We start from the raw sequence: 23,726 nt of genomic DNA, 5'->3' as shown, positions 1-23,726 counted from the left end.
GGCATTCCCGTCGAAGCCCGTAGTTGGAAGACAGTGATACACAAGAAAGGAGGAAAACTGTCATGATTAAACGTACCCTTCTGGTGAACGGAGTTTCCCGGATGGTCGTCTGTGAGCAGGACGAGTCACTCGCCAATGTATTGCGCGAGAATCTCGGCCTGACCAGCGTCAAGATCGGTTGCGGCACGGGCCAGTGCGGTAGCTGCACCATCATGCTGGACGGTAAAGTGGTTCGCTCCTGTACTAGGAAAATGAGCCGCGTTCCTGAAAGCTCCGAAATTCTTACCCTCGAGGGTGTCGGTACTCCCGGCAACCTGCATCCCATCCAGCTCGCCTGGATCGCCCACGGCGGCGCCCAGTGCGGCTTCTGCTCTCCGGGCTTCATCGTTTCCACCGTCGGACTGCTGGAAAGCAATCCCAACCCGACCCGTGACGAGGTTCGCGACTGGTTCCAGAAGCATCGCAATGCTTGCCGCTGCACCGGTTACAAGCCGCTGGTCGACGCCGTCATGTCCGCCGCTGCCGTCATGCGCGGTGAAATGAGCGCCGAGGACCTGGCCTTCAAGATCCCCGAAGACGGCCGTATCTGGAACACCAACTTCCCTCGTCCGAGCGCCGTCGCCAAGGTCACCGGCACCTGGGACTTCGGTGCCGACCTGGGCCTGAAGCTCCCCGCCGGAACCCTGCATTGCGCCCTGGTCCAGGCCGAGGTCTCTCATGCCAACATCCTGTCCATCGACGTCGCGGAAGCCGAGGCAATGCCCGGCGTTTACAAGGTCGTCACGCACAAGGACGTCAAGGGCAAGAACCGCATCACCGGTCTGATCACCTTCCCCACCAACAAGGGTGACGGTTGGGATCGTCCCATCCTTTGTGATGAAAAGGTCTTCCAGTACGGCGACGCCATCGCCATCGTCTGCGCCGAGACCGATAAGATCGCCAAGGAAGCCGCCAAGCTCGTCAAGGTTGAGCTGGAGCAGCTGCCCGAATACATGAGCGCCCCGGCCGCCATGGCTGATGACGCCATCGAGATTCACCCCGGTACTCCGAACATCTACTACGAGCCGATCATCGCCAAGGGCGAAGAAACCTCTCCCATCTTCGATTCCGCCGATGTGGTCGTGGAAGGCGATTACTACACCACCCGCCAGCCGCACATGCCCATCGAGCCGGACGTCGGGTTTGCTTACCTGGACGACGAGGGCAAGCTGGTCATCCACTCCAAGTCCATTGGCCTGCACCTGCACCTCTACATGATCGCTCCCGGTCTGGGCGTGGAACCTGAGAACATCGTCATGGTTCAGAACCCCACCGGCGGTACCTTTGGTTACAAGTTCAGCCCGACCATGGAAGCCCTCGTTGGCGCTGCCACCATGGCCACCGGTCGCCCGGTATTCCTGAACTACACCTGGCACCAGCAGCAGACCTACACCGGTAAGCGTTCCCCGCAGTTCTCTACTGTCCGTTACGCCGCCGACAAGGAAGGCAAGCTGCTCGCCATGGAAACCGACTGGACCGTCGACCACGGCCCGTACTCCGAGTTCGGCGATCTGGTCACCTTGCGTGCCGCCCAGTACATTGGTGCCGGTTACGACATCCCCAACATTCGTGGTAAGGGCCGCACCGTCTGCACCAACCACTGCTGGGGCGCGGCCTTCCGCGGTTACGGCGCTCCCGAAAGTGAGTTCCCCTCCGAAATCCTGATGGATGAGCTGGCTGAAAAGCTGGGCATGGATCCGCTGGAACTGCGCTACAAGAACGTCTACCGCAAGGGTGCCACCACCCCCACCGGTCAGGACCCCGAAGTCTACTCCCTGCCCGAGATGATCGAAAAGCTTCGTCCCATCTACGAGGAAGCCAAGAAGAAAGCTGCCGCTGACTCCACCGACGCCATCAAGCGCGGTGTCGGCGTCTCCGTGGGTGTGTACGGCTCCGGCCTTGACGGCCCGGACACCGCCGAAATCGATGTCGAGCTCAATGCTGACGGCACCGTCACCGTGTTCAGCTGCTGGGAAGACCACGGCCAGGGCGCCGATATGGGTACCCTCGGTACCGCTCACGAAGCCCTGCGTCCCCTCGGCCTGACTCCCGATCAGATCAAGCTGGTCATGAACGACACCCGCTATGCGCCCAACGCCGGTCCCGCCGGTGGTAGCCGCTCCCAGGTTGTCGTTGGCCAGGCCATTCGCGTTGCCTGCGAAAACCTGATCAAGGCCATGGAAAAGCCCGGCGGCGGTTATCGCACCTACGATGAAATGGTTGCCGAGAACATCGATGTGCATATCAACGGCAAATGGACCGCTCCGGCCAACGATTGTGACGAGAACAGCCAGGGCAGCCCCTTCTGCTGCTACATGTACGGTGTGTTCATGTCCTCCGTGGCCGTTGACGTGGCCACCGGTAAGACCACCGTCGAGAAGATGGTCACCGTTGCCGACATCGGCGTGGTGAACAACTACCTGGTCGTCGACGGCCAGATCCACGGCGGCGTCGCCCAGGGTATCGGCCTGGCCCTCACCGAGGATTACGAGGACATCAAGAAGCACTCCACCATGGTCGGTGCCGGTTTCCCGTACATCAAGGAGATCCCGGACGACATGGAGATCATCTACGTCGAGACTCCTCGCCCCGACGGCCCGTTCGGCGCCTCCGGCGTTGGCGAGATGCCGCTGACCGCTCCGCACGCTGCGGTGGTCAACGCCATCTACCAGGCTTGCGGCGTTCGCATCCGCGAATTGCCCGCACTGCCCGAGAAGGTCCTTGCCGGCCTCAAGGGTTAATCTGAAATAACTGCAACAGGCAGCGGTCCGCGCATGACGCGGGCCGCTGCCCATACTTTTCCTGCGGGAGTGTCATGGAACAGGCGGAATTGAGAGAATTGGAGAGCCGTTGCATTCAGGATGAAACGCCTCAATGCATCGCGGCTTGTCCGTTACACGTGGATGCCAAAACGTTTTGCGCTCTTATGGGACAGCGTAGGGTGGACAAAGCCTGGACTATCCTGGCCAAGACGCTGCCGCTCCCCGGAGTGCTTGCCCGGATATGCGATGCCCCTTGCAAGGAGGCCTGTATACGGAAGGATGCCGGCGGCGCAATAGAGATGGGATGTCTTGAACGTTTCTGCGCTGAGAACGCCAAGGCCGTGGCGCCACCCCGTCCACTGCCGTCCCGCCGCAAGCGCGTCACCGTGGTCGGCGCAGGCCTGACGGGCCTTTGCGCTGCGTGGGAGATGACCCGCCGAGGTTTCGACGTCACCCTGTATTGTCAGTCTTTCGACTGCGCCCGAGCAGCACTTTCGGAGCGGGGCGTGTCCGCGGAGCTCCTGGACAAGGAGATTGCCAGCCTGGTCACCATGGGGGCTCACCTGATGCCCGATACGGAGATTTCCTCCGACCTCGTCGAGTCGCTCATGGAAGACTGCGATGCCATGTTCATTGATAGCGACGACGTGTCTTCGGAAGTTGCAGATTTCGGCCAGCCCGACGGACTTACCCTGGGAACGCAGCGAGCTGGCGTCTTCACCTGTCGTCGCGATGAGTCCTCTCCCGTCTTCCAGGCTGCAGCAGGCCGCCGCGCGGCCAACTCCATTGAGCGTTATACTCAGGGCGTCTCCATGGTGCTCAAACGCGAACTCGAGGGCCCGTACAAGAGCCGTCTGTTCACAAGTCTTGCAGATGTCGAGTCCGCACCACCGGTTTCCTGCGAAGCCGGGTATTCCGAGGTCGAGGCCAAGAACGAGGCCAAGCGGTGTATTCAGTGCGAGTGCATGGAGTGCGTCAAAGTCTGCGAGTATCTTCATCACTTCAAGGGATATCCCAAGGTTTACGCTCGGCAGATCTACAACAACGAGTCCATTGTCATGGGAACGCGCCAAGCCAATACCATGATCAATTCCTGTATGATGTGTGGTCTGTGCGAAACCGTTTGCCCCGAGGATTTCGACATGGGCGAGGTCTGTCTACAGGCCCGCAGGACCATGATCGAGAAGGGAACCATGCCGCAGTCGGCTCACGAATTCGCCCTGCGTGATATGGCCTTTGCCAACGGAGAGAAGAGTGCGCTGGCGCGCCACGCACCAGGAGTGCAAGCCAGCGAGTACGTATTTTTCCCCGGTTGTCAGTTGACCGCGTCCGGCCCGGATAGTGTGGAGGCCGCCTATGCGGACCTGCGCAAAAGGCTGAGCGACGTGGGGCTGATGCTCCGTTGCTGCGGGGCTCCGGCCCACTGGGCCGGGCGTGAGGCTCTCATGGAAGAAGCCATGGGTGAGTTGCGCGAAACCTGGCAGGGGCTGGGCTCCCCCAAGATCATTGTGGCGTGTCCCACCTGTCTCAAGACCCTCAGAGCGGGGTTGCCCGAGGCGGAGATTGTCTCCCACTGGTCCATCCTGCGCGCCCTCGGTCCTGCGGAATGCGCTTCAAAGGCTGGCGGTATCATGGCCATCAACGATCCCTGCGCTGCCCGGCACAACGCCATGTTGCAGGAGGATGTCCGGGCCTTGTTGGACGGGGTGGGCGTCGAAGTGGTGGAACCCGAATTCAGCGGAGACCGGGCCAAGTGCTGCGGCTACGGCGGCCTGCTCTCCGAAGCCAACCCGAGTCTGGCCGAAAGCCTTGCCGAAAAGCGGGCGTTGGCTGCGGAAGAGGATTTCGTTACCTATTGCGTTATGTGCCGGGACATGATCGCCAAAACCGGCAAGAAGGCCCTGCATCTGTATGACCTGCTATATCCCGCCGAGACGCGAGGGGCGGACAGACCCTCTCCCGGATACTCCCTGCGCAGGGAGAACCGCGCGCGGCTCAAGGAAAGGTTGTTGACCGACCTGTGGCATGAGGAGGGCGGCTCTGCCGAGCCTTTCGAAGCCATCCAGGTCCGGTTTTCCGATCTGGCCGCCGAAAACATGGAGCAGCGTCGTATCCTGGTGAGTGACGTGCAGAAGGTGTTGTTGCATGCGCGGGATACCGGCAACATGTTCGTAAACAAGGAGAATGGCCACCTGTTGTCCTACGTCAGGCCGGTGGTGGTCACTTACTGGGTTGAGTTCGAGCGCGAGGGCGAAGCGTTTCTCGTTCATAACGTCTGGAGCCACCGCATGCATATTATGGGAGGCAGAAAATGAGTGTGATCAAAATCTCCGTTGAGGAAGCGGTGGATTGGAAATGTCTGCCGTGCAATGAAGAGCTGGTGCCTGTGACGGTGGAGTTGGCATATCTCGATTCCCTGTTCAATGTTGAGTTGCCCACTTGCCCCAAGTGCGGGATGGTATTCATCCCCGAGAGTCTGGCCACGGGTAAGATGTACAACGTTGAGCATATGTTGGAGGACAAGTAACCGTGCTGGCCGAGCCCGCGCCGCTCTGGGAGCGGCCGGAACTGCGCGACGCGGCCGGACTGACCCTGCGTCCGGGGGGCTTTTCCCTTACTGACAGGGGGGCCGAACTGATCGGTCTTCTGCCCGGGTGGCGAGTGCTCGACGTAGGCAGCGGACTGGGGGCCACGACCAGTCGGCTGAGGGCCCGTTATGGAGCCGAGGCCTATGGCGTTGAGCCTTCCTCCGTCCAGGTGGAGCGGGCCGAAAGTCGAATTGGACTTGTTCAGGCTCTTGGCGACGAGCTTCCGTTTACCAACGGGGCATTCAAGGCAATTTTTTGCGAGTGTGTGTTTTCGCTGTTCCCGGTCCCCGGAGTTGGGTTGTCGGAATTCCGGAGGGTGCTTGAGCCCGGCGGATTCCTCGTGCTGTCCGACCTCTGCTCCGGGGATTCCGGAACGGCGGGGGGCGGGTCCTGTGCCGACAGGGCCGTTCCCCTCCGCAGGACGCGAGACCTGCTTGAGGCGGCAGGATTCACCATCTTCGCCGTGGAGGACCATACTCGGCTCCTCCGGGAACTGGCGGCGCGTCTTGCCTTTGCCGGTTCCTCGGAATGCTTGTGCAACCGGGGAAAGCTCGGTTATTACCTTATGATAGCTCAAAAAAAGGAATGCTGACATGATGGATGACACCGGCCTGCGGATGATGGAGCTTGCTGGAAAAGGGTATTGCTGCAGCCAGATAATGGTGCTCCTGGCATTGGACGAGATGGGACGGGAAAATCCCGACTTGGTTCGTGCGGCCGGAGGGTTGTGCGACGGCATGGGGGATTGTTCTGGCCCCTGCGGCGTGTTCTCTGGTGCGGCCCTGGTGCTCGGGTTGTTCGGCGGCAAGGGCACCGACATGGAAGAGAAGAACGATGTGCTGGTTCTGATGCTCGAATCCTTGCGCGACGCCTTTGTTGAGGCGACCTCTGCTTTTGGTGGGACTTCTTGCGGCGAGATTCTTGATGGGGAGTGCGGGCAGCCGAACATGGCGCGGTGCGGTTCGCTGCTCTCCGATATATATGGCCGTGTGCGCGAAATTCTCGTTGAAAACGATTTCGACCCGGCGGAGGGGGGCGACCTGTGACGGGCCGAACGCCGAGAAGTGTTTGTCCGATCTGCCTCAACCCCATCCCTGCTGTACACGAAACAAGGGAGGGCGAGACGTTTCTCGTCAAGACCTGCCCTGAGCACGGTACGTTTCGCACCGTGGTCTGGCGAGGTGGACCCGATTTCATGTCCTGGTCTCGGCCCAAGGTGCCTTCCCTCCCCAAGCGTCCCGCCACAAGGGTGGAGCACGGGTGCCCGCTGGATTGCGGCTTATGCGAGGCTCACCGGCAGCACACCTGCACTGCCGTTCTGGAAGTGACGTGGCGTTGTGATCTGGGATGTCCCGTATGCTTCGCTTCGTCAGGTAAGGCCGCGCCTCCCGATCCCAGCGTGGCGGAATTCGAGTCTTTGCTTCAGAGCGTGGAAAGCGCCTCCGGGCATTGCAATCTCCAGCTTTCCGGCGGAGAACCCACGGTGCGGGACGATCTGCCTGATCTCATCGGCATGGCCAAGAACAAGGGGTTCCCCTTTGTCCAGTTGAACACCAACGGTCTTCGTTTGGGGCGTGAGGAAGGTTATGCCCGGCGATTGGCCCATGCCGGTCTGGACTCAGTTTTTCTTCAATTCGACGGCACCGAAGACGCCATATACGAAACCTTGCGGGGCAGGCCGCTTTTCAAGGACAAGCTGGCCGCCATTGATGCCCTCGCAGACGCCGGGGTAGGCGTGGTGCTGGTGCCTACGGTCATGCCGGGGGTTAACGACCATAATTTGGGAGCCATTCTTCAACTGGCATCTGAACGTTCTCCGGCCGTAAGGGGCGTACATTTTCAGCCCGTCAGCTATTTCGGCAGGCATCCGGCCTCGCCCACCGACGCCCAGCGGATCACCTTGCCGGAGGTCATGCGCAAGCTGGAGCGTCAGAGCAACGGCGCGGTGCGGGAAGTGGATTTTCTTCCGCCTGGGTGCGAACATTCCCATTGCTCCTTCCACGCTAATTATATGGTCAACGAAGAGGGCGGACTGACCAAACTTTCGGCTAAGGGCGGTTGCGGCTGCGAGTCGCAACCCGCAGCAAAAGGTGCGGACAAGGCCAAGGCCTTTGTCAAGCGACAGTGGGCCGCTCCTGAAAACCGGCTGCCCATGGCAAGCAACGCATGCGAAGACGACCTGGATCGCTTCCTGGCCCGTGCCGCCACCCACACCCTGGCCGTATCGGCCATGGCGTTTCAGGATGCGTGGACCTTGGACCTGGAACGGCTCAAGGGATGCTGCATCCACATCGTGGCCCCGGACGGAAGGCTCATACCTTTTTGCGCCTACAACCTGACGTCCATGGACGGCGAGACCCTGTACAGGGGAAAGTGCCATGCCTCTTCCTGTTCTTGACCAATGGCTCGTCCGGCGCATGGGATGGGAGAGCTCGGCGCTTCCTTCGCCTGGTCAGCTTCGCGACTGGCAGCTTGCCCGAATCAGGGAGTTGATCGACCATGCCAAGGAGGGGAGCCCGTTTTATGCTCGCCATCTGGCTGACATTGATCCGGTTTCCGTCCTGACCGCCGATGATTTTTCCCGTCTGCCTGCGATTGGTCCTGAAGACCTCCGCGAGGGAGCCGAGCGTTTTTTGTGCGTCTCCCAGGACGAAATCGCCCGGGTGGTCACCCTGCAAAGCTCCGGCACCACCGGCAAGCCCAAGCGGGTTTTCTACACACGGGAGGACCTGGAGGGCACGGTGGCCTATTTCGGTTGGGGCATGCGCAATCTTGTGGGGCCGGAGCAGACCGCCATGGTGCTCATGCCCGGTGAAAGGCCCGGCGGCGTGGGGCGGCTGCTTATGGACGCACTGTCTCGGACCGGAGCCCGGGCCGTACCCCATGGTATCGTGGAGGATGCCAGGCGTGCAGTGGATCACTGCCTGGAATGCGACGCGGCGTGTATTGTCGGGTCGCCTGCCCACGTCAATATGCTCGTCCGCGAGTGGGAGAGACGCGGATTGCCCAAAAATCGTATCCGTTCCGTGCTTCTGTGCTGGGACGTCACCCCCGAGGCTGTGGCCCGCAATGTAGCCGACGGCTTCGGTTGCAAGGTCCTCCGCCATTGGGGCATGGTCGAGACCGGTCTGGGGGGTGCAGTGGAGTGCTCGTCCGGTTCGGGCATGCACCTGCGCGAGGCCGAGCTGTATCTGGAGATTATCGAACCCGAGACGGGCCGGTTGTTGCTGGATGGTGAAGTCGGGGAGATCGTCGTGACCACCCCGCTCAAGCTGGGCATGCCTCTTATCCGTTACCGGACCGGGGACATGGGACGCGTTCTGCCCGGCAGTTGCGTTTGCGGGAGTCCCATGCGGCGACTCGACCCGCTGGTATATCGGACGGACGACGGCATTTTGATCGATGGCGTCAGGCTGACCTTGCGCGAGTTGAACGAGACCCTGTACGCCCTGCCTGAGGTCTATGATTTCGCGGCCTCGTACGGCGAAGGCGTCCTGCGCGTAGTGGCCTGCGGGAAAGAGGCGAGTCTTTCGGAAAGCGTGATTGCTGCTTTGTCCGGGATTGAAGCCGTGTCCCACGGTGTGCGGCAAGGGGGGCTAAGGCTTGAAGTGGAGATGAAACAGGATGGTGCTCCTGCCGTGCCCGGGTTGGGTAAGCGGTGCATTCAAAATATATAAGAGGTTGTCATGAAAGCTTTTGTTCGTTCGGTGTGTGGGCTTCTGGATCAGGGTGAGGCCCTGACGCTGGCCTCGGTGGTGGAGAGTTCCGGCTCGACTCCCCGTTCCTCAGGGGCGAAAATGGCCATCCGCAGGGATGGGAGCATCATCGGCACCGTGGGCGGCGGCCTGGCCGAAGCCATGGCGCAGCGCGATGGACAGGCTTTGCTGGCGCAGGCCGATGGGACCAGCGCCATTTCCTTCGTGGACATGACCCAGAAGTTGACCGCCGAAACGGACATGATCTGCGGCGGCGGCCTGTACGTGCTGCTGGAGGTGGTCAAACCGGACGGCGCATGCGCTGCGGCATACCGCGAATTGGATACCCTGATGCGTACAGGGAAAAGGGGAATGCTGGAGACGTCCTTCAGAAAGGAGGAGGAGTGGCTCGCTCATGACCATAAGGTGCTGATCGGCGCAGATGCTCCCGAACCCGGCAAGACTCCGATTTTTGAGAGGGGCGAGGAATCCATGGCCCTTCACGAACCCTTTATTCCGCCTGCGCCGCTATATATTTTCGGGGCGGGGCATGTGTCCCTGTTCACAGCGCGTGTGGGGGCCATGGTCGGCTTCCGCACGGTGGTTCTGGACGATCGGGACGACTTCGCCAATGTCGAGCGTTTTCCCGAGGCGGACCAGGTAGTTGTCCTGCCTTCCTTTACCGGATGTTGCGCCGATTTGGATGTCGGTGATGATGCTTTCATCATTATTGTCACCAGGGGGCATCTGCACGACAAGACCGTGTTGGCAGAGGCCCTCAAGACGCCCGCCAAGTACGTGGGCATGATCGGCAGCAAGAGCAAACGGGACAAGATTTACGACACCCTGTTGACCGAAGGCTACACGCAGGCGGATATCGATCGTTGCCATTGCCCCATCGGTCTGACTATCGGGGCCCAGACTCCCGAGGAAATCGCGATCAGCATCGGGGGCGAACTGATTCAGGTCCGGTCCGGGAACGGCAAATGAGTCGCATCGGGGCCGTCATCCCGGCGGCGGGCCTCTCCTCGCGTATGCAGCGCTTCAAGCCGCTCCTTCCGTTGGGACGAGGAACGGTGCTCTCCGAATGCGTGGACACCTTCCTCGGGAACGGCGTGGACCGGATTGTGGTAGTCACCGGCAAGCGGGCCGACGAGGTTGCCGCCGCAGCTCTAGCAGCCGGGGCGGAGGCTGTGCATAATGCTCATTTCGCCGAAGGTATGTTCTCGTCCATTCTGACCGGCGTGAAGGCGCTGGGCAATGTGGAGGCGTTTTTCGTCTTGCCCGTGGATATTCCGTTGGTCCGGCGGGAAACCGTGGCCCGTGTGTTGGAAACATACGATGCCCGACGTCCCGCCGTGCTCTATCCCCGGTTCCTTGGTGAACGGGGGCATCCACCACTTATTGGCCGCGAGGCGATCCCCTCCATTTTGGCTCATGACGGAGAAGGAGGCCTGCGTGCCGTTCTCGATACCTTCGAATCCGAGGCGGCTGAGCTGGATGTTGCGGATTTCGGAACAGTGCATGACCTCGATTTCCCAGATGATTATGAAGTGGCGTGCGGTTATGCCAGGAGAGCGTTTCCCTGCCCGGAGGAAGTCGCTCAGCTTTTTTTGCAGCACAGTGTTTCTCCAGAGGTCATCGCCCATAGCCGGGCTGTCGCCACTGTCGCCGTTGCCCTGATGGAAAGGGTGAACTCGGCACCTACCGCAACAGGGCGTCTGGACGGTGCATTGGTCGAGTCGGCAGCTTTGGTTCACGATATTGCCAAAGGGGAAAAGGCCCACGGAAGGGTTGGAGCCGAGCGGTTGGCTTCGCATGGATTTCATGTTGCCGCCGAAGTCGTGCGCGATCATTGCGACCTCCAACTGGGTCCGGGTGCACCGTTGTCGGAACGGGAGATAGTCTTCCTGGCAGACAAGTTGGTGGCCGGAGATCAGTACATTCCACTAAGGACCCGTTTCGAGGAAAAGTTGGCGCGCTTCGGAGACAAGCCGGACGCCAGGACCAACATCCTTGCGCGCCTTGACCGGGCCGAGGTGGTATTGCAACGGTTCAACAAGGAATCGGGAGTGTCGGCGGAAAGCATCGCCCGTGAGGTCTTGGGATGATCATCCTGGTTCGGCATGCGGCCACGGATTCGGCAAAAGGGCGATGCATCGGCAGGACTCCGGTCCCGTTATCGTCCAAGGGATTGGAGCAGGCGGAGCATCTTGCCGAGGTACTGGAGGATGCGCCTCTGGTCAGGCTTGTATGCAGCCCGGCTGCTCGAGCCCGTGAAACCGTTGCGCCACTGGCTCAGCGGCTGGGATTGCCCGTGGAGGATATCCCGGCTCTGAATGAGATCGACATGGGGGCATGGGATGGGCTTGATTTCACAGAGATTCGCAGCCGGTATCCCAGGGAATACGCAAGTCGCGGCGAGGGGTTCGGAGATTTCATTCCTCCAGGTGGAGAATCTTTCAACCAGGTGGCTGACCGCGCCTTGGAGGTGATGGCCACATTGTCTGGCGGGCCGCTTCCGGTTCTGGTCATGACCCATGCCGGGGTTATCCGTTCCGTCTCCTGTCGGCTTACAGGCCACCCAATGGACGATCTCTTTCATTTCACCCCTGGACACGCCCGTTGTTCGGTGTTGGACATCCAAGGGCGGGAGTTGCGGCTGCGATATTCTTCCATCGGTCCGGAGGACATTCCGGAAATGCTGCAAGGCTCGGTGTGAGTCGAATTCCGTTTGCCCTGGGTTTTCCGGGTTAGTTCTTACGCGCGGCTTGGGACGCGGGATATATCGTATTGTTTGAGCAGGGCGTAGAGCCTTGCCCGGGAGAGGCCGGAAAGGCGGCAGGAAAGCTTGATGTTGCCGTTGGTAACCGCCATGAGATTTCGCAGGTAGCGTGTTTCGAGATCCCCGATCTGTTGTTGCCGGTATACCTTCAGGGCCGGAAAGGTCTCGGGATCCAGCACCGCCGAAGGAGGGGGCGAAGGGACCGTGGCATTTTCCAGCGCGCGCCGGGCGACCTGGGCGCGGATGGCTCTGGGCAGGTGGCGCGGATAGAGGACGGCGTCGTTGCCCGCCCGTGATAGAGCCTGCTCAATGGTATTGATCAATTCCCTAATGTTGCCGGGCCAGTCGTAGTTCATGAGTGCGTCCAGGAAATCGGGGGAAAATCCCTTGGAAGCCGTCTTGAAGCGTTTGCTGTGGCGCTGGATGAATTTGCAAGCCAACTCGTTGATATCCTCCGCGATGAGACGTAGGGGCGGCAGCTTGATCCGGATGCCTCTGAGGCGATAGAAGAGATCCCGCCGGAACTCGCCGTTGTCCACCATGCTGCCGAGGTCCCGGTTGGTCGCTGCCAGTAATCTGAAATCACTTGTTATTTCCCTTATTCCGCCCACTGGGCGAAAACTCCTCCCCTCCAGTACGCGCAAGAAGACCTTTTGCATGCCCATAGGCAGTTCGCCTACCTCATCCAAGAACAGGGTCCCGCCATCGGCCTGTTTGACTAGCCCAACGGAATTGGAATCCGCGCTGGTGTAGGCTCCCCGTTCGTGGCCGAAGAGCAGGTTTTCCGCCAGCGTGTCGGGCAGTGCCGCGCAGTCGACCACCACGAAGGGCTTGTTGCGTCGTGGGGAGTTTTTGTGGATGGCGCGGGCAAAGAGTTCCTTGCCGGTACCGGTTTCGCCGATAAGCAGGACGTTGGCATCGGAACTGGCCGCCTGGGCCACATTGTCCAGGCAGGAGAGCAGCGGGCGGCTGTTGCCGATGATGCCTTCCCGGCGGAGCGATACGGGGCATTGGCCGGAATGTTTCTCCGTGTGGAATTCAATGACCCGGGTCAAAAGTACCAGTAGCCGTTGCAGGTTGACCGGTTTGGTCACGTAGTTCCAGGCTCCGTTGCGGATAGCTTTTTCGGCCATGTTCGGGTCCCGGCTCCGGGAAACCACTATGACTTCGGGAAAAGACGGAATTTCGCGGATGGCTCCCAGGTGAGCGAGACTGTCTCCACCGGAGAGGTCGTCGCCCAGGACGACGCCCTTGTAGTTCCCGGTGTGCAGCATGCCCATGCCGCGAAACATGGAATCGCAGTGAGCGGCTGGCAAGCCGTGGGCTTCCAGTTCACCTGCCAGGTGTTTTGAAAAAGCGGCATCTCCATCGATGACGAGTACGTCTGCCATGGCCAACCTGCCTTGAATAAAATTCCCCTACGAAAAATATCATAATTTTACGGAAAAGAGCAATACAGGCTTTTATGCCGAAATGATTGAATAAGTATCATCGTTCATCCAATCTTGTTGTCCCTTGTCTTGTGCTGCGAGACAGCTTTCGGGCTGAGATTGGCAAAAGGCTTGGAGAGTCTGTCTGGCCACGGCCTTGGGCGGGGCCTCTTTTTTGCTGTCTTTTCAGTCTCTTGGCGTTGGCAGAGAGTCTTGTCTCACAAGACTGGTCTTGTGGCGTGAGACAAGAATAGCACGAAATGAAGGATCTTTTCGGTCCGGACTATCTTCCTGTCTCTGCATAATTCAATGGAATCTCTCTCTTTGTGCAAAAGGGCACGCATTTTGTTCTTAGGCAGAAAGAGACACGCCCACGGCGAAAAGTTGGATCTCGAACTAAGCGTTTTTCTCCTGAATTGAGCCGGTTGCCGGGAAACGTGCGGAAGGTATCAAGGATTTCATGGCAGGAAAGCGTCACCAAGTCACCATGAAAATCCGTTGAAATGGCGGGACAGGCGAGGCGGCAAGGAGGTTCTGCGGATGAGACGGAAGTGGGATGCCAGGACCAAGGCGAAGATCGTGCTGGAGGGACTCATGGGGGGCAGCATCAACGAGCTCTGCCGGTCCAACGATCTGAGGCCGGGGCAATATTACAAGTGGCGAGGGTTTTTTTTGGAGAATTGCCATCGGGTTTTCGAAAGGCCACCGGCTCCACAGGGAGACACCGAGCTGGCTGCCGAAAACGAGGAACTGAAGAAGCTTGTCGGGGAGCTGACTCTGGAATTGACGAGCGGCAAAAGCATTCGCTGACCTTTGGAGGAATGGATCATGGCCAACAGAATCGGCGTGTACGTGTGTCATTGCGGTTCAAACATTGCTGGCAAGGTGGATTGCCCGGACGTGGCCCGGTATGCCGAGGGGCTCAGGAACGTGGTTGTATCTCGTGACTACCAGTTCATGTGCTCCGATCCGGGGCAGGAAATGATCATCAAGGATATCAAGGAATACGGGCTCAATCGTGTGGTGGTCGCCTCCTGCTCGCCGCGTTTGCACGAAAAGACCTTTCAACAGGCATGCGCGCGCGGTGGCCTCAATCCGTATCTCATGCAGCACTGCTGCATACGGGAACACTGTTCCTGGACTACCGAGGACCCGGTGGAGGCTACGGCCAAGGCCAAGCGCATTGTCGAGGCGGCGGTCGAGCGGGTGGCGGAGCATCAGGAACTCTTTTCGCGCGAGGTCGAGGTCCTCCCCGACGTCATGGTGGTGGGCGCAGGCATCGCGGGTATTCAGGCGGCCCTGGACATCGCCAAGTCCGGGCACAAGGTGCATCTGGTGGAGAAGAGCCCATCCATCGGCGGGCACATGGCCCAGTTCGACAAGACCTTTCCGACATTGGACTGCGCGGCATGCATTTCGACGCCCAAGATGGTGGCCGTCAGCCAGGAACCGAACATCAACCTGATGACCTGGGCAGAGGTGGAGGACGTCTCCGGCTTCGTAGGCAATTATACGGTCACGGTAAAGCGCAAGCCGCGTTACGTGAACGAGGCCGTCTGCACCGGTTGTGGGGCCTGTCTGGAAAAGTGTCCGACCAAGGCGTTGAGCGAGTTCAACGAGGGGTTGGGGTTTCGCAAGGCCATTTACCGCAACTCGCCTCAGGCCGTACCCAATACACCCGTCATTGACGGCACAATCTGCAAGAAAATCACCAAGGACAAGTGCGGAATCTGCCAGAAGATATGCCCCACCGGGGCCATCGATTACGAGCAGAAAGAACGGCATGAGGTCTTTCACGTGGGCTCCATCGTCCTGGCCACCGGCTATGACGCCATGGATCCGACTCCGCTCCGGGAATACGGCTTCGGCAAGTATGACGAGGTCTATACGGCCCTCCAGTTCGAGCGTCTGAACAACGCGGTGGGGCCCACCGAAGGGCGCATCGTCATGAAGAACGGGGAAAAGCCCGAGGCCGTGGCCATCATCCATTGCGTGGGCAGCCGCGACAAAAACTACCACGAATATTGTTCCCGGACCTGTTGTATGTACGCCCTGAAGTACGACCACCTGATCAAGGACAAGGTAGGGCATGATGCCAGGGTCTACAATTTTTACATCGATATGCGCTGCTTCGGTAAGGGGTACGAGGAGTTTTTCAAGCGCGTTCAGGAAGAGGGCGTGACTTTCATCCGGGGCAGACCGGCTGAGATCGTGGAGGAAGACGGCAAGCTGGTGGTAGTCGGAGAGGATACCCTGCTCGGCATGAATGTACGGGTGCCCGTGGATATGGTCATCCTCTGCACGGCCATGGAGGCCCGCAAGGATGTGACCGAGGTGGCCCGCATCTTCGGCGTGGCCCAGGGACAGGATGGTTTCTTCCTTGAGGAGCACCCCAAGCTCGGACCGGTTTCCACGGCAACGGACGGCGTGTTCCTGGCCGGAGCCTGTCAGGGCCCCAAGGACATTCCGGACGCGGTGTCCCATGCCTCGGGCGGGGCGGCCCAGGCCCTGGCTCTGGCCGCGCGTGGCAAGGTCGACATCTCGCCCACCACCTCCTGGATCAACCCCGACGTCTGCGTGGGCTGCAAGGTCTGCATCGATCTGTGCGCCTATTCGGCCATCGAATTCGACGAGCGGCGGCAGGTGTCGGTCATCAACGAGGCCATGTGCAAGGGGTGCGGCAGTTGCGCGGGGTATTGCCCGAGCGGCGCGGCCCAGATCAAGCATTTCAGGGAAACCCAGATATTCGACGAGATCGACGGGCTGCTCGGCATGATGCCGGTGGTCCCGCAGCCGGAAACGGAGGGCGGCGCGGCCTTGATCACGGAGGAGATTCAACCCGGCGAAACGGCCTGAGGAGGCAACCATGAGTCATGAGTTCGAACCCACTATACTGGCCTTTGTCTGCAACTGGTGCACCTTTACCGCTGCGGATCTGGCCGGGACGTCAAGGATGGTTCAGCAGCCCAATGTTCGGTTGGTGCGCATGATGTGTACCGGCATGGTCGACCCCAAGTACATAGTCAAGTCGCTCCTTTCCGGGGCGGACGGTGTGTTAGTCAGCGGCTGTCATCCCGGGGATTGTCACTACATCAACGGCAACTACAAGGCGCGCCGCCGGGTCAAGCTGCTCAACGAGATTCTGCCCCAGTTCGGTATTGAGCGGGACCGGGTCAGGCTGACCTGGGTCGGCGCCAGCGAGGGCAACGAGTTTGCGGCCACGGTGAACAACTTCATCAATGAGATACGGGAACTCGGTCCCATGGAAACGCGTTCCATGGCCGTGGTCTAGGGAGGATGCGTCATGGCGACCACAGTGAATATCCAGGTAGAGGAGAGTCCCATCATCGCGTTGCAGGGTTTCTTGAAAGGGGTGCTGGAGAGCGAGACTCTTGGTGGGGTGCTCGTGCCGGTGCACCATTTCGGCAAGGGGCTTCCCATGCCAACCCTGATTACTGATCCGAAGCAGCTTTCCGGGGCCGATCCGCTGTCTCCGGCCTTTCCAGTGAACAGCGCCAAGCTGGTTTCCCGGCTCTCGCGAGGGCAGTCGGGCGAGCGCATTGCCGCTGTCATGCGCCCCTGCGAAATCCGGGCTTTCGTGGAACTGGTCAAGCTCAATCAGGGTAGCCTCGAAGACATCATCATCGTGGGCGTGGACTGCATGGGGGCCTTTGACAACACTGGATACGCTAATTTCCAGGAAGGTCGCGATCCTTTTGAGGCGACTCTCGCTTTTCATTCCGGCGGGCCCGGGGAAGGTATGGACATCGCTCCGGCCTGCCGGGCGTGCGAGCATCCGGCTCCGCAGAACGCGGATATCGTCGTGGGCGTGGCCGGGGCGGACCTGGGCAAGTCCATTCCGGTCATGGCCGCAAGTGCGCGCGGCGAGGCGTTGCTCAACGGAATGGGACTGGCCGAAGGAAACGCCAACGGGCGCGACAAGGCGCTTGAGGCCATGATCGAGACGCGCACCGCCAACCGCGATGCGATGATCGAGCAGACCAAGGCGGTAACCGGAACCCTGACCGACCTGTCAGAATATCTGGCCTCTTGCGTCAACTGTTACAACTGCCGGGTGGCATGCCCTGTCTGCTACTGCAAGGAGTGCGTCTTCAATACCGACGTGTTCGAGCACAAGCCCTGGCAGTACATGGGATGGGCCAAGCGCAAGGGCAGCCTCAAGATGCCCACGGACACCATTTTCTACCACTTGACCCGCATGGCGCACATGGGCCTCTCCTGCGTTGGTTGCGGCCAGTGTTCCAACGCCTGTCCCAACGGCATCCCGGTCATGGAGTTGTTCCGTACCGTCTCGGCGCGGACCCAGGAGAGCTTCGGTTACGAGCCGGGGCGCAGCCTGGATGAGCCGCCGCCCATGTCGGTGTTCAAGGAAGACGAGTTCCAGGAAACGGTTTCCCACATGGTTTAGGCCGAGACTCCGGAGGACATTATGAGAAAGCAATACGGCGCATTGGTGATCGGGGCCGGCATCGGCGGCATCAGGGCCGCCCTTGACCTGGCCGTCACCGGCCATAAAGTGGCGCTCGTCGACCGCCGCCCCAACCACGGGGGCATCCTGAGTCAACTGGATCACCAGTTTCCCTCGGATCATTGCGGCATGTGCAAGATGCTGCCGCTCATGGCACGGGACTCGTCCAGCCAGTACTGCCTGCGCAAGGGGCTGTTCCACGACAATATCGACATCATGCTCTCCACCGAGCTGACTTCACTGGAGGGGGAGCCGGGCAAGTATCTCGTCTCTTTGGGGCGAAACTCCACACTGATCGACCCCGGAAAGTGCGTGAGCTGCGGCAAGTGTTCCGAGGTTTGCCCGGTACGGGTTCCCAGCGAGTTCGACGCCGGGTTGTCCGAGCGGGCCGCGATTTATCTTCCCGTTCCGCACGCAATTCCCAACCATTACGTCCTTGATCTCGACAACTGCCAGCGCTGCTGGAAGTGCTTCGAGGCGTGTCCCACCGGGGCTATCGACTTCAAGTTCGACGAGCGTAAGGAGTTTCACATTCTGGTTGTGGATGGCGACCCAGAAACCACCGCGTTCATGCGCGAAGCGCTCAAAGAACAGAACTTTCCGCTTCACTTTGTTTCGGGCGGACAGGAGGCCGTGGACGCGCTCGCTTCAGAGCAGAACTTCGGCCTCATGCTGTTGGGCATGAATACCAACGGCATGGACGCCGAGCGCATCCTTACCCGCAGCCGAGAGTTGCGGCCCGACATGGATGTAGTCCTTCTGGCCGAACCAGATCAGGCTGAAGCCGCCGCAGACCTTGTCATGCTGGGTGCGCGCGAGTTTTTGGTCAAGCCGCTGGAGGCTGGGAGGTTCGTGCCATGGCTGGACAAGCTCTATGTCCGGATCATGTCCGACTCCACAGAGGAGTTGGAGGTCGGGGCTGTTGTCCTGGCGGGTGGATTTGACTGCTACAGGCCGTCCATGGACCCAGAAGGGGGCGAGGACGTCTGGTCCTACTCCCATCCCGCCGTGTTGACCGCCGTGGAGTTCGAGCGGCTCATCAGCGGCAGCGGGCCCACCGGCGGCAAATTGCTCAGGCCGGGGGACGGCAAGGCCGTGAAGAACATCGCCTGGATTCAGTGCGTGGGCTCTCGCGACGTGCAGAAGAATGCTGATTTCTGCACCGGCATCTGCTGCATGTTTTCCATCAAGGAGTCCCTCCTGGCCAAGAAGGTCACCGGGGGCGAGGTGGATACCACCATCTTTTATATGGATATGCGTACGTCCGGTAAGGGGTACCAACGCTACCGCAACCGGGCCGAATTCGAAAAGGGCGTGCGCTTCGTGCGCAGCCGCCCGCACTCTCTCACGCCCACCGAGGACGGAGAGGGCATCAAGGTCGAATACCTGGCCGACAGCGGCGAACTGCTGACCGAGGTCTATGACATGGTCGTGCTGGCTGCCGGGGCGAGGCCTCCCAAGGGGACGGACAAGTTTGCCCTAACCCTGGACGTTGATCTCAACGAATGGGGCTTCGTGGACACCAAGCCTTATGCGCCGGAGAAGACCAGTCGGGTGGGCGTGTTTGCGGCGGGCGCTTTTGGGCAGCCTCGAGACATTTCCGAGTCGGTCATTCAGGCCGGGGCCGCGGCCCAGGCCGCCTCGCGCATCATCAAGGTCTACGATGTGCTGGCAGGTATCGAGCGGGAGCCGGAACCGGAGTATCCAGATGTATCCCGCGAGCCGCCGCGTACTTTGGTGGCAATCTGTGCCTCCTGTCCGACCCTGGAGCAGGCCGTGGATCTTGAGGTCCTCGGCAAGAAGATGGCCCGGGTTCACTCGGTATGCAACGTGCTGCCCGTGTCAGGAGCATGCACGGCCAAAGGGTGGGAGGAGATCGAGCGGGCCGCAATGGAGTTCAAGCCCAATCGCGTGCTCATCGGGGCGTGCATGCCCTACGCCTACATACCGCGCCTCAAGGAACTAGGCCGTACCATCGGTTTGAATCCGGCACTCATGGACGTTGTGGATATTTACACCGTCACCTTTGATGCGGCGTGCGGCGCAGGCGAAGAGGCCTGCCTGGTGCGGGCGGAGAAGGAAGTTTATTCGGCTCTGGCAACAGCTGTGGCCAGGTTGCAGGGCGCAGACCCGGTGCCCCCGCCGGTCATGGTCGACGTTGCGCGTTCGGCCCTGGTCGTGGGCGGCGGCCTGGCGGGCATGACCGCATCCATGGCCATTGCGGATCAGGGGTACGGCGTTTGCCTGGTGGAGGCCGAGGAAGAGCTCGGCGGCATGGCCATGCGGCTGTATACCCAGCTCGACGGCAGCGACCCGCGCAAGTTCATGGAAGAGCTGATGGGTCAGGTCAACAAGCATCCTAATATCAAGGTGTTCACAGATTCCCGTGTGGTGCTTTCGCGCGGCAGCGCCGGGCGTTTTCGTTCGGCCATTGCCGGCCCGGAAGGGGTATTCCCCCTGGAACACGGCGTGTCCATTCTGGCCACGGGAGCCCATGAGGCCAAGGTCTATGAGTCGGGCCTGTGCGTGCACAAATCGGTCATGACCCATCTCGAGCTTGAGGAGAAGCTTGCTTCGGGCAAGCTCGATGCGGGCGCATTGTCCGGCGTGGCCATGATCCAGTGCTGGCGCTCCCGGAACGAGGAACGCACTTATTGCAGCAAGGTCTGTTGCCCGGAGATGCTCAAGAATGTGCTCAACCTCAAGGAGCGTAACCCGGACCTGTCAATTTATGTCTTCTACCGCGACATCATGACCCAGGGATTCCTGGAGACCTATTACACTCAGGCGCGCAAGGCCGGAGCCATCTTCATCCGCTACGACCGGGACACCGCTCCCAAGGTGGAATTCGAGGACGGCAAGCCCGTCATAACCGGATACGATCCGGTGTTGGGCAGCGAAATCCGGCTGAAGACCGACATCCTCTCCCTGTCCAGCGGGCTGGAGCCCAACGACGTGGAAGATCTCCTGGAGGTTTTCGGCGTGGAAGTGGACGAGGACGGATTCTATCAGGAGGCGGACTTCAAGTGGCGGCCCGTGGATTTCCTCAAGCAGGGCATCTACGCGTGCGGCACCGGTTTGTCTCCCCGGCGCATGGACGAGACCGTGTCATCGGCCAAGGCTGCGGCACAGCGGGCCCTGCGCATCCTGAGCGCTGAAACCATCGCCCGCGAGACCGTGGTGGCCCAGGTGCGGCACTCCTTGTGTTCCCTGTGCCAGGCATGCGTTTCTGCTTGCCCGTACGGGGCCAGAGTGGTGGATATGGACGCCGGACAGATCCGGGTGGACGAAATCCTCTGCCAGGGTTGCGGCGCATGCGCGGCAGTGTGCCCCAACAGTGCCACCGTGCTGAAGGGATTTCACGACGCGCCCATGCTGTCGGTCATCGACGCGGCGTTGGAGGAACCGGCCTGAGGCCGGGCAACGGCTATGCCAAGGAGCGAATCATGAGTGGAGCAGTCAGGGAAACATGGAGTCCGGTATCGGATGAATACCGCAGCGTGCTCAAGGGGTTGCAGGAGACTGTGGGCGCTTGCATGCAGTGCGGCACCTGCACGGCGTCCTGCCCTAACGGGCACGCCATGGATGTGACCCCGCGCGCCATGTGGCGGATGATCCAGTTCGGCATGCTGGACCGGATACTTGAGAGCCGCACGTTCTGGATGTGCTCGTCCTGTTACATGTGCACCCTGCGGTGCCCGCGCGGATTGAAGCTGACCTCGGCCATGGCCGCCCTGAAGCGTTTGGCCCGGCTGGACGGCAATCGGGCGGCGCGAAGGAACGGCGCTTTCTACGAGGCCTTTATGGAGGATGTGGAAACGCACGGCAGGGTGCAGGAGACAAGCATGATGCAGCGCTACTTTCTCAAACGGAAGGACCCGGCCTTGCCGTTCACTTTCCTGCCCCTCGGGGTGAAGATGTTGTGCAAGGGCAAGGTGCACCTGCCTTCCTCCGTACATAACGGGGTCCTGGAGCCATTGTTCGCCAAGGCCCGTGAAATGGAGGGGATGTCATGAGGTATGCGTATTACCCCGGCTGTTCGCTCATGGAGAGCGCCCGCGAGTTCGACGTGACCACGCGGGCGGTCATGGAACGGCTCGGCTGCGAACTGATCGAGATTCCGGACTGGACCTGCTGCGGCGCGAGCGCCGCAGAGCCGGTCTCCCGGCTGATGAATTATGCGCTGCCCGCACGGAACCTGGCGATTGTGGAGCAGGAGATGGAGGGCCTGGACGTGCTCGCGCCGTGCTCGGCCTGCTATCTCAACCTGCTCAAGGTCAACCGGGAGGTGGTGGGAGATCGTCATCTGCACGGACAGGTCAATGAAGTCCTGGCAGCCAGTGGGCTGCATTATCGGGGCGATGTGACCGTGCGTCACCTGCTGGACGTGCTCAAGACGGATGTGGGCGCGAAGATCGCTGAACAGAAGGTCACCGATGGGCTCAAGGGTATGAAGATCGCTCCTTATTACGGGTGTCAGATCCTTCGTCCTTATCCGGTTTTCGACGAGCCCGGCAATCCCACCTCGATGGAGCCGTTCATCAGGGCCATGGGCGGCGAGGTATTCGAGTGGCGAATGGGCAACCGTTGCTGCGGGGCGTCCCTGATGATGGGACATCCCGAAGTGGCCATCGAATCCGTGGCAGCCATTCTGGCGGACGCGGAAGGGGCGGACGCCATCGCCACGGTCTGTCCGCTTTGCCAGATGAACCTGGAGGCCTATCAGGCGAGGGCGGTGAAGGAAGGGGGCAAACCCGTGCCGGTACTCTACCTGACCCAGCTCATGGGGCTGGCCCTGGGGCTGGATCGGGAGACTGTGCAACTGGAGAAGAACCTGACCATGACGGCAAAAGTCAGGGAGGACATGGCAACCAGGGCCTGGGCGATGCCCGAGCCGGAAACAGGGACGGGAGCGGCAGGTGTAACGGATCAACCTCAGGAAAAGGGGGCAAGTCATGTTTAAGGACATCATTGTGGGCGTCACGCCTACCGGAATCGACGAATGCGCGGTCAAGGCGGCGGCCGAATTCGCCACCAAGTTCGAGTCCAAGCTTTATCTTACCCACGTTGCGGGCATGGAGCAGGGCTGGGGGGCCATTGAACACCTTGAGCCTTCCGGCGAGACGGGGCGACTCAAGGAAAAGATGGAGGATATGTACGGCAGCTACCTCGGGTCCATTCCCGGGTCGCAGATCGTGGTCGTGGCGGGTATCCCGCACAACGAGCTTCTGCGATTGGCCAGGAAGAAGAACACTGACCTGATCGTCATGGGGCCTCACACCAAGGCCTATGAGGAGAAGCGGTCACACATGTGGAATATGGCGGGCTCCACACTGGAGCGGGTCAGTCAGCGAGCCCGTTGTCCGGTCATGATCGTGCACAAGGATGTTGTCTGCAAGGAACCGTTGTTCGACAAGATCCTCGTGGCAACGGACTTCTCCGAGCAGGCCGAGTGCGCCGTGGCCTACGGCGGACAGATGGCGCGGCAGTATAAGGCCGACCTTGTGGTCATGCACGTGGCCGGTCCCGGCGGACCGGACAGCGGCGAGGTCGTGGCCCGGCTGAAGGAGGAATACGGCGGGCGTCTTGACGGCGTGAAGGGGTGCTCCTTCGAAGCCTGCGCGGGCGAACCGGCCATGGAAATCCTGCGTATGGCGCGCCAGGGCAACGCGGACCTGATCCTCATGGCGCACCATTCCAAGGAGCAGGATCCGGAAAAGGCGTTTCTCGGCTCCACGGTCACTCAGGTGGCGCTTAATGCGCCTTGTCCGACCATGAGTGTCAACCGCCACTTCGACCTGCGCTGCGGCCTTATGTACGACCAGACAGGCCAGGTGGTCACTGCCGAGGCCGAGGCCACGGTTTAGTTCGGCTTTCAGCCGTAACCGATGACTGGCCCCAAGAGAAGCAATCGTCTCCGGGAGCGTTGCCGCTCCCG

19 protein-coding genes are annotated in these 23,726 nt (G+C 60.6%); 18 read left to right on the top strand and 1 reads right to left on the bottom strand.

The annotated features are described in order from the left end of the window. The first annotated feature begins 62 nt into the window (after positions 1-62). The 10 genes from GM415_RS15680 to GM415_RS15635 all read left to right on the top strand — a co-directional run bounded on the left by GM415_RS15680 (position 63) and on the right by GM415_RS15635 (position 11,806). Entirely contained in the window at positions 63-2,780 is a 2,718-nt protein-coding gene (locus GM415_RS15680) for a molybdopterin-dependent aldehyde oxidoreductase (protein WP_158949833.1), read from the top strand. A gap of 74 nt (positions 2,781-2,854) precedes the next feature. After that, positions 2,855-5,116 carry a pyridine nucleotide-disulfide oxidoreductase/dicluster-binding protein gene (locus tag GM415_RS15675; RefSeq protein WP_158949831.1) on the top strand — a complete coding sequence of 754 codons (2,262 nt, stop codon included), beginning with the start codon at positions 2,855-2,857 and terminating at the stop codon, positions 5,114-5,116. Then, positions 5,113-5,328: a DVU_1557 family redox protein gene (locus tag GM415_RS15670; RefSeq protein WP_158949829.1), complete on the top strand. Its 216-nt coding sequence runs from the start codon at positions 5,113-5,115 to the stop codon at positions 5,326-5,328. The genes GM415_RS15675 and GM415_RS15670 overlap by 4 nt, the downstream gene beginning before the upstream one ends. A 2-nt stretch (positions 5,329-5,330) precedes the next feature. Further along, a complete protein-coding gene (gene trsM, locus GM415_RS15665) occupies positions 5,331-5,981 on the top strand; it encodes a DVU_1556 family methyltransferase (protein ID WP_199244305.1) in 651 nt (216 codons plus the stop codon). A gap of 1 nt (position 5,982) precedes the next feature. After that, a complete protein-coding gene (locus tag GM415_RS15660) occupies positions 5,983-6,435 on the top strand; it encodes a DVU_1555 family C-GCAxxG-C-C protein (protein ID WP_158949827.1) in 453 nt (150 codons plus the stop codon). After that, positions 6,432-7,787 carry a radical SAM (seleno)protein TrsS gene (gene trsS, locus GM415_RS15655; protein WP_158949824.1) on the top strand — a complete coding sequence of 452 codons (1,356 nt, stop codon included), beginning with the start codon at positions 6,432-6,434 and terminating at the stop codon, positions 7,785-7,787. Before GM415_RS15660 ends, trsS begins: the two co-directional genes overlap by 4 nt. Continuing rightward, the gene (locus tag GM415_RS15650) at positions 7,768-9,066 is read left to right on the top strand and encodes a DVU_1553 family AMP-dependent CoA ligase (protein ID WP_158949822.1); all 1,299 of its coding nucleotides are present in this window, start codon (positions 7,768-7,770) and stop codon (positions 9,064-9,066) included. Before trsS ends, GM415_RS15650 begins: the two co-directional genes overlap by 20 nt. A gap of 9 nt (positions 9,067-9,075) precedes the next feature. Continuing rightward, positions 9,076-10,074, top strand: a complete 999-nt coding sequence (locus GM415_RS15645; RefSeq protein ID WP_158949820.1) for an XdhC family aldehyde oxidoreductase maturation factor — start codon at positions 9,076-9,078, stop codon at positions 10,072-10,074. Continuing rightward, positions 10,071-11,195 carry a DVU_1551 family NTP transferase gene (locus tag GM415_RS15640; RefSeq protein ID WP_158949818.1) on the top strand — a complete coding sequence of 375 codons (1,125 nt, stop codon included), beginning with the start codon at positions 10,071-10,073 and terminating at the stop codon, positions 11,193-11,195. The genes GM415_RS15645 and GM415_RS15640 overlap by 4 nt, the downstream gene beginning before the upstream one ends. Next, positions 11,192-11,806, top strand: coding sequence for a histidine phosphatase family protein (locus GM415_RS15635; protein ID WP_158949816.1), 615 nt, complete (start codon positions 11,192-11,194; stop codon positions 11,804-11,806). Before GM415_RS15640 ends, GM415_RS15635 begins: the two co-directional genes overlap by 4 nt. 38 nt (positions 11,807-11,844) lie before the next feature. Here GM415_RS15635 and GM415_RS15630 read toward each other — a convergent pair whose 3' ends face one another. After that, the gene (locus GM415_RS15630) at positions 11,845-13,260 is read right to left on the bottom strand and encodes a sigma-54-dependent transcriptional regulator (protein ID WP_158949814.1); all 1,416 of its coding nucleotides are present in this window, start codon (positions 13,258-13,260) and stop codon (positions 11,845-11,847) included. Between the two features lie 579 nt (positions 13,261-13,839). Between GM415_RS15630 and GM415_RS15625 the strand changes: the two genes are divergently transcribed. The 8 genes from GM415_RS15625 to GM415_RS15590 are packed head-to-tail and all read left to right on the top strand — an operon-like array spanning position 13,840 to position 23,655. Further along, positions 13,840-14,109 (top strand): transposase, encoded by a 270-nt coding sequence (locus GM415_RS15625; protein WP_158949812.1) that lies wholly within the window; start codon positions 13,840-13,842, stop codon positions 14,107-14,109. An 18-nt stretch (positions 14,110-14,127) separates the two neighbouring features. Then, positions 14,128-16,155 carry a CoB--CoM heterodisulfide reductase iron-sulfur subunit A family protein gene (locus GM415_RS15620; RefSeq protein ID WP_158949810.1) on the top strand — a complete coding sequence of 676 codons (2,028 nt, stop codon included), beginning with the start codon at positions 14,128-14,130 and terminating at the stop codon, positions 16,153-16,155. Positions 16,156-16,165: 10 nt separating this feature from the next. Further along, complete coding sequence (locus GM415_RS15615; RefSeq protein WP_158949808.1) at positions 16,166-16,591, top strand: hydrogenase iron-sulfur subunit; 426 nt, start codon at positions 16,166-16,168, stop codon at positions 16,589-16,591. Between the two features lie 12 nt (positions 16,592-16,603). Continuing rightward, positions 16,604-17,728, top strand: a complete 1,125-nt coding sequence (locus GM415_RS15610; protein WP_158949806.1) for a Coenzyme F420 hydrogenase/dehydrogenase, beta subunit C-terminal domain — start codon at positions 16,604-16,606, stop codon at positions 17,726-17,728. A gap of 21 nt (positions 17,729-17,749) precedes the next feature. Further along, positions 17,750-21,202 (top strand): 4Fe-4S binding protein, encoded by a 3,453-nt coding sequence (locus GM415_RS15605; RefSeq protein WP_158949804.1) that lies wholly within the window; start codon positions 17,750-17,752, stop codon positions 21,200-21,202. 32 nt (positions 21,203-21,234) lie between these two features. Beyond that, positions 21,235-21,804: a 4Fe-4S dicluster domain-containing protein gene (locus GM415_RS15600; protein WP_158949802.1), complete on the top strand. Its 570-nt coding sequence runs from the start codon at positions 21,235-21,237 to the stop codon at positions 21,802-21,804. Further along, positions 21,801-22,751: a CoB--CoM heterodisulfide reductase iron-sulfur subunit B family protein gene (locus GM415_RS15595; protein ID WP_158949800.1), complete on the top strand. Its 951-nt coding sequence runs from the start codon at positions 21,801-21,803 to the stop codon at positions 22,749-22,751. Before GM415_RS15600 ends, GM415_RS15595 begins: the two co-directional genes overlap by 4 nt. Next, positions 22,744-23,655, top strand: a complete 912-nt coding sequence (locus GM415_RS15590; protein WP_158949798.1) for a universal stress protein — start codon at positions 22,744-22,746, stop codon at positions 23,653-23,655. The genes GM415_RS15595 and GM415_RS15590 overlap by 8 nt, the downstream gene beginning before the upstream one ends. Positions 23,656-23,726: the final 71 nt, after the last annotated feature.

The sequence above is a fragment of the Pseudodesulfovibrio cashew genome, from assembly GCF_009762795.1.
Taxonomy (GTDB): Bacteria; Desulfobacterota; Desulfovibrionia; order Desulfovibrionales; family Desulfovibrionaceae; genus Pseudodesulfovibrio; species Pseudodesulfovibrio cashew.
The sequence above is the reverse complement of the archived record's forward strand: the minus strand, read 5'-3'. Positions and strand labels throughout refer to the sequence as shown.